Source organism: Streptomyces inhibens (assembly GCF_003389455.1).
In the GTDB taxonomy this organism is placed as follows: domain Bacteria; phylum Actinomycetota; class Actinomycetes; order Streptomycetales; family Streptomycetaceae; genus Streptomyces; species Streptomyces inhibens.
In genome coordinates this window covers 22,028-28,356 of record NZ_QUAC01000232.1, presented here as the reverse complement: position 1 = coordinate 28,356, position 6,329 = coordinate 22,028, and the positions used below count along the sequence as shown (strand labels likewise).

Annotated in this window: 5 protein-coding genes; 1 reads left to right on the top strand and 4 read right to left on the bottom strand. The window is 69.4% G+C overall.

Annotation, left to right across the window (positions count from 1 at the left end; genetic code table 11):
• Positions 1 to 496: 496 nt before the first annotated feature.
• Positions 497 to 1,195, bottom strand: a complete 699-nt coding sequence (locus tag DY245_RS29165; protein ID WP_128510216.1) for an aspartate/glutamate racemase family protein — start codon at positions 1,193 to 1,195, stop codon at positions 497 to 499.
• Between the two features lie 34 nt (positions 1,196 to 1,229).
• Positions 1,230 to 2,363, bottom strand: coding sequence for a hypothetical protein (locus DY245_RS29160; protein ID WP_128510212.1), 1,134 nt, complete (start codon positions 2,361 to 2,363; stop codon positions 1,230 to 1,232).
• Between the two features lie 354 nt (positions 2,364 to 2,717).
• Between DY245_RS29160 and DY245_RS29155 the strand changes: the two genes are divergently transcribed.
• Positions 2,718 to 3,419 (top strand): chitinase, encoded by a 702-nt coding sequence (locus tag DY245_RS29155; protein ID WP_244943330.1) that lies wholly within the window; start codon positions 2,718 to 2,720, stop codon positions 3,417 to 3,419.
• Positions 3,420 to 3,505: 86 nt separating this feature from the next.
• Here DY245_RS29155 and DY245_RS29150 read toward each other — a convergent pair whose 3' ends face one another.
• Positions 3,506 to 4,702 (bottom strand): cytochrome P450 family protein, encoded by a 1,197-nt coding sequence (locus DY245_RS29150; RefSeq protein ID WP_128510211.1) that lies wholly within the window; start codon positions 4,700 to 4,702, stop codon positions 3,506 to 3,508.
• A gap of 193 nt (positions 4,703 to 4,895) precedes the next feature.
• On the bottom strand, positions 4,896 to 6,185 hold the full coding sequence (locus tag DY245_RS29145) for an ATP-binding protein (protein ID WP_128510210.1): 1,290 nt from the start codon (positions 6,183 to 6,185) through the stop codon (positions 4,896 to 4,898).
• Positions 6,186 to 6,329: the final 144 nt, after the last annotated feature.

The window sequence follows — 6,329 nt, the reverse complement described above, 5'->3', positions numbered from 1 at the left end:
GCCGCCCCGCCGCCCCGCCGCCCCGCCGCGCCGAGCGTGCGCGGTGATCAGAGGCCGCGCAGGTGGGGCCGCCGCTGAGGCGTCGGGCGAGCGTCAGGCTCCGCGGGCGCAGCGTCGGTCTCGCTGCCCTCGCTGCTCGTACCGGTGTCGTCGACGGCACCGTTCTCATCGGGCTCGGATGCTGACTCGGGTTCGAGCCCCCGTCCCGATGCCCGTCCCGGCTCCGGTTCCGGTCCGGAGTCGGTGGGATGCCCCTGGAGCACAGCCATGGCGCGTTCGAGCGACTCCCCGGTGACCTGCATCCGGATCCTGGCCAATCGTTCCAACTCGCTACGCGACACCACGTCAGCGTACCTGTCGTCACTTCAAACCTCCGCACGACCCAAAAATCGGTGGAGATACGGGAGTTGAATGGTGGCCACCGTTTCCGGCGGGTGGCCGGACCGCACGACGGCAGGACACAGGGTTGCCGGAAACGGGGCCGGGGGGACCGCGACTATGGAACGTCGGTGAGAGCCAGCGTGACTGCTGCTTCGGCGTGCAGTCGGGTGGTCGGGAAGACCGGGACCGGGCTGTGCTCCGGGCCGATGAGCAGCTCGATCTCGGTGCAGCCCAGCACGATGCCCTCGGCTCCGGCGGCGACGAGCTCCCCGATGATGGCCATAAATGACTTCCGGGATTCCTCCTGGACGATGCCGAGGCACAACTCCTCGTAGATCACGCGGTGGACGGTGCTTCGCCCGGCGGCGTCAGGGACGAGCACCTCCAGCCCATGGCTTTCGAGCCGGCCGCGATAGAAGTCCTGCTCCATGGTGAAGGCGGTGCCCAGCAGTCCGATGCGGCGGAGGCCGTTGGCGCGTACGGCATCGGCTGTGGTGTCGGCGAGATGCAGCAGCGGGATGCCGACGGCGGCGGCCACCTGGTCGGCGACCTTGTGCATGGTGTTGGTGCAGATCAGCAGCATGTCCGCGCCGGCCGACTCCAGTGCCCTGGCAGCCTCGGCGAGTACCTCGGCGGCCTGCTCCCAGCGTCCTTCGACCTGGAGCTGTTCGATCTCTGCGAAGTCCACGGAGTAGAGCACACACCTGGATGAGTGGAGGCCGCCCAGCCGGTCACGCGTCAGCTGATTGAGCAGCCGGTAGTACTCCGCGGTGGACTCCCAGCTCATGCCGCCGAGCAGGCCTATCGTCTTCATCATCGGATCACTCTCGCACAGACATCATCTGGCCTTACGCTGTCGGGCTCACTATGCCGGGGAAGGTCCGCCGGACTTCGGTGAAGAGGGCGGGGTATGCGCTGCCGAATGCGGCGGCCGCCGCGTAGAGCGCGTCCAGGGCGGCCTGCAGTGGATCGTCCTCCACCGCGCCGAACAGCGCCGGGATCGCCATCGCCTGCTGTGACATGTTGTTCCTGGCGCCGTCCATGGATGTCACGGTTGTCGTCGGCACCCGTGGATCGCTGAACAGCCGCTCCCATACGTCGTCCCAGTCGTCGAACGGTGGGGGCAGCGGGCGTCCCGCATCGAGGGCGTCCAGGGCGGGTGCGATCCAGTCGACGTCCGCCAGGCCCGCCAGGGTGTAGGCGCGCCGGGCCGCCCAGCGTGCGATCTCACGTTGTGTTTCGGGTCCGGCGCCGTCGACCTCGTCCACGAGGAGGCGGTCGAGCCGCACCATGCCGCTCACATTCCCGCTCACCTGCCTGAGACGGTCGCTGGGCAGTCGCCCCTGCCATTCCAGCTCCTCCGCGCGACGGCGTTCCTCGTCCACCGCGCGCTCGTGCGCCAGCCGGGCGAGACGCTCGGCCTCCGCGCGTTCCTCAGGCGTGGGTGGCGGAGGGAGCTCGCGGGCGAAGCTGTGCCAGTACTCGGCGACCTTGCTGGTCTGCCGCACCACCCGGTCCTCAGCGGCGGGCGCCGGCCAGAACTGCAGGAGGTGGCACTCCAGCTGCGGCCCATCCGCCGAGACCGTGTCATGCGATCGCCCCTCGTCCATTCCGGTCCCGCAGTAGCGGACGCGGTAGTCGATCTCGTGGAGATCCAGCGCCCAGGCTTTCTCCCCGGCCCACTGCAGCAGCACTACGTCCGGCGAGACCGGTCGGAAGGAGACCTCGACGATGTCCCGCCATTCGTCCGTCAGGTCCGGTGCGTGGTCGTGGAGTTCCACGGTGAAGCCGATATGGCCGGTGTGTAGTCCCGTCAGCAGATACAGCCCACCGGGGAGTGCGGCGCCGCAGAGCCCGTTGGCCTGTCCCGCGAATGACTCCTTGAGACTCCCGGCGATCGGATCGTCCCCGCTCTCGACATAGAGCTGTCCGTAGTGGACATGCACCACGCCGTCGAACAGCGTGCGCTGCGACACCGTCATTTCCCCCACCCCCGCTGGTCTGGCCACGCGATTGCGCCCGTTTCGGCAATCGCCGCGGCCCGTCCGTTTCTTCGCTACGTACTCAGTGTCGCGCGGGGGTCTGACAATGCCCGTCGGCGATCTTTGATGGATCAGCGCATTGGTCTGGACATGTCCAAGGGGGCGCCCATAGCCTGTGGTTGGTCTAGACCGCAGTAGCTCCCAGTCGCCGCTCGCCGTCACTCGTGAGCGAGGCACCCCCCACAACGGCCGCTCCCCGCCCGGAAGTCGGCCGTGCGAAGGAGTCACCGCAATGAGATCACGTATCGCCGCCCTGCTGAGCGCTGCCACCGTGGCCGTGGGCATACCCTCGTCGTGCCGACGGCGCCTGCATCAGCCACGGCGGGCTGCTCCTCCTCCTGTGCCGCGGCTCCCGCCGGCGCGGAGTCGCGAGCCGAGGGGTTCGTCGTCAGTGAGGCGCAGTTCAACCAGATGTTCCCGAACCGGAATTCGTTCTACACGTACAGCGGACTGACCGCTGCCCTGAGTGCCTACCCGGAGTTCGCGAACACCGGGAGCGACACGGTGAAGCGTCAGGAGGCCGCGGCCTTTCTCGCGAATGTCAGCCATGAGACCGGCGGCCTCGTCCACGTGGTGGAGCAGAACACCGGGAACTACCCCCACTACTGCGACGCGAGCCAGCCGTACGGGTGCCCGGCCGGTCAGGCCGCGTACTACGGCCGTGGGCCGATCCAGCTCAGCTGGAACTTCAACTACAAGGCGGCCGGCGATGCCCTCGGTATCGATCTGCTGAACAACCCCTATCTGGTCGAGCAGGACGCCGCCGTCGCCTGGAAGACCGCGCTCTGGTACTGGAACACACAGACCGGTCCGGGGACCATGACCCCGCACAACGCGATGGTCACGGGCGCCGGCTTCGGTGAGACCATCCGCAGCATCAACGGCTCCCTCGAATGCAACGGCGGCAACCCCGACCAGGTGCAGAGCAGGATCAACAGTTACCAGAGCTTTGTGCAGATCCTGGGGACCACACCTGGCGACAACTTGAGCTGCTGACACGGGGTTCGGGCCAGCAGCGCGGTCGGTGGGCCGACATGGCTGTCGGCGGACCGGCACCCTGGTCGGCGCCGGGCTCGTTCCGGCTAGACGTGCCAGCGCACCGGGAGCTGCTCCGTACCCCGGATGAGCATCCCGGTGCGCCACGTCAAGGCGTCGGCCTCGGCGTCCAGAGCGAGGTCCGGGCAGCGCTCCAAGAGGGACCGGATGGCGATCCGGCCTTCCAGCCGGGCCAGCGGGGCGCCGAGGCAGAAGTGGATGCCGTGCCCGAACGCGGCGTGTCCGCGGGCGTCGCGGGTGATGTCGAAGTCATCGGCAGCGGCGAAGCGTTCGGGGTCCCGGGAGGCGGAGGCGAGGGAGACCAGTACGCTCTCGCCGGCGGGGATCAGCGTTCCGCCGATGTCGACCGGCTCCGAGGTGAAGCGCCAAGTGGCCGTCTCCACCGGGCCGTCGTAGCGCAGCATCTCCTCGACGGCGTTGTCGAGGAGGGAAGGGTCGGCCCGTAGAGCAGCCAGTTGGGCGGGGTGCTCCAGCAGGGCTCGTACCCCGTTGGACAGCAGGCTGACCGTCGTCTCATGACCGGCGACCAGCAGCAGGAACGCCGTGCCGACCAGCTCCTCGCGGGAGAGCTGGTCGCCGTCCTCGTCGCTGGTGCGGATCAGCGCGCTGAGCAGGCCGTCCCCGGGGGCCTTGCGCTTGGCCTCGATCAGGCCGACGAGATAGTCGGACATCGCCACCGTCGCCTCCCGCACCGCCTCCTGGCCGGTCGGCGCGACGAGCTCGTTCGACCAGGCGCGAAAGGCCTCCCGGTCCATGGAGGGGACGCCGATCAGTTCGCAGATGACGGTCATGGGCAGCGGGAAGGCGAGCGCCTCTACGAGGTCGGCCCGGCCGTCGGGCGCGGCGAGCATCGCGTCGAGCAGCTCGTCGGTGATCTGCTGCACCCGCGGCCGGAGCGCCTCCACGCGCCGGGACGTGAACTCCTTGGCCACCAGCTTCCGCAGCCGGGTGTGGTGGGGCGGGTCCGCGTCCAGCATGTTGGTGAACAGCGCCGTCTCGTCGCCCGCCTCGCTCTGCAGACCGGCGCTGAGCCAGTCCTTGTTGAGGCGAGGATCGGTGAGCGCGGCCCTGACCGCATCGTGGCCGACGACCAGCCACAGCTCCTGGCCGCTGGGGATGCGCACATGGTGCACCGGCCCTTGGGCGCGCAGTTTGGCGTAGTACGGGTAAGGGTCCGTGGTGAAGCCCCGACCGTAGGCGCCCAGATCGATGATGTCCGGCATGCGCTGTCTGTCCCTTTCGGCGATTTCCGATGGTGCACTTCGCCCGGCATTGCGCATCACCGTACGTACAGGGCCCCGGTGTCAACATCGGCCCAATGGAGGAGCCGCACCGCTCCGTGTCCTCCCTTTGCAGTGCACCGACCTCCGTCCTGGGGACAGGCGTCCCGTCGTGCCCGGTATAGGCACGCCGCCATCAGCAGCGGGCGTGCGCGGTGATGTCCGCGCTGAACTCGTCGATCATCGCCGGGGTGATGGTCGGCCGGCACTGGGCGATGGCGGCGAGATGGTCCTCGGTGCTCGCCCCGAGCCGCCCGTGTGGGCCCGCGCCGACGCCGATCGCCTCCAGATCCCGCTCGAACGAGGCCTGCGCGGCCACCCGGGCGGCGTGTTCGATGTCGGCCGGGGTGAACAGTTCGGTGGCCGCCACCAGCTTCGCCACGTCCACATCGGCCCGGCCGTCCGTGTAGCGGGACCAGATCGCCGAGCGGGCCGCCGGGTCCGGCGTACCGATCGGAATCAGGTAGTCGAACCGGCCGGGGCGCAGGAACGCCGGGTCGAGCGAACGGATGGAGTTGGTCGCACACACCAGCAGCCGTTCGTCCCGCTCCCGGAAGCCGGGTATGAGCTTGAGCAGCTCATTGGTCACCCCGTGCAGCCCGCCCGGCTGCGTGGGCTCGCTGCGGACCGGCGCGATCTCCTCGACCTCGTCGATGAAGACGAGCACCCGCTCCAGCTCCGCGATCCGGGCGAACGCGCTGCGCAGCGCCGCCGCGAGATTGCCCTCGTCGGCCAGCCGGGACGGCAGCAGCTCGACGAACGGCCAGCCGAGCCGGGCCGCGATACCCCGGGCAAAGGTGGTCTTCCCGGTCCCCGGCGGGCCGAACAGGGCGATCGCCCGGGGCGGGCGGACCCCGTGCCGGGCGGCCCGCTCCGGCTCCGCCAGCGGCAGGACGACGCGTCGCTCGATGAGGTCCTTCTCCGCTTCCATGCCGGCCACCTTGGCCCACAGGTCGGCGGGCAGGAACCGCCCGCCGAGGTCCTCCAGGAGGCTGGCCGCGGGCCCGTGGTGCGGTTCGACCTTCTCGAAGTAGGCCACGGCGGGCTGGCGCGTATAGCCCGCGTTGAGCAGCCCCTCCCCGAGCAGGTCCTCCTCGGGGAGTACGTAGGCGATACGGCTCACCCGGGCGGCGATCAGCCGTCGCTCCAGCTCCACCAGCAGCGCACTCGCCAGCCCCCGGCCGCGCCAGGCCGAAGAGATCGCGATCCGCATCACCCAGCCCCGCTCACCCGCCACGCACGCGAGCGCCATCCCGATGGGAGCACCCTGGTGGACGGCCACCACGGCGGGCTGCCGCGAGGTCAGCGCACTGATGCACTCGGCGAGCGAGAAGACGGACTCCTGCCCGAGCTCGGCCGTGGAGTCGATCAGGTGGACCACTTCGGCGAGATCGTTCTCGCGGTAGTCGTGGATGAGCCAGTTCACCGGTACCGCCCCTCAATGGTGATGTTGGTGATGTGGTGGCAGTGAGGCTAGGGGCGGTGGGGGAGCGGGTCCTGCTCCACAGTGAACAAACCACGGCGCGGACCGCTACGGTCCGTATGTAGCCAGATCCACCGGATCCGCCGC

Excerpts from the sequence above, each read along its gene's own strand:
- DY245_RS29165 (WP_128510216.1), bottom strand. The coding sequence starts at position 1,195 with ATGAAGACGATAGGCCTGCTCGGCGGCATGAGCTGGGAGTCCACCGCG.
- DY245_RS29160 (WP_128510212.1), bottom strand. The coding sequence starts at position 2,363 with ATGACGGTGTCGCAGCGCACGCTGTTCGACGGCGTGGTGCATGTCCAC.
- DY245_RS29150 (WP_128510211.1), bottom strand. The coding sequence starts at position 4,702 with ATGCCGGACATCATCGATCTGGGCGCCTACGGTCGGGGCTTCACCACG.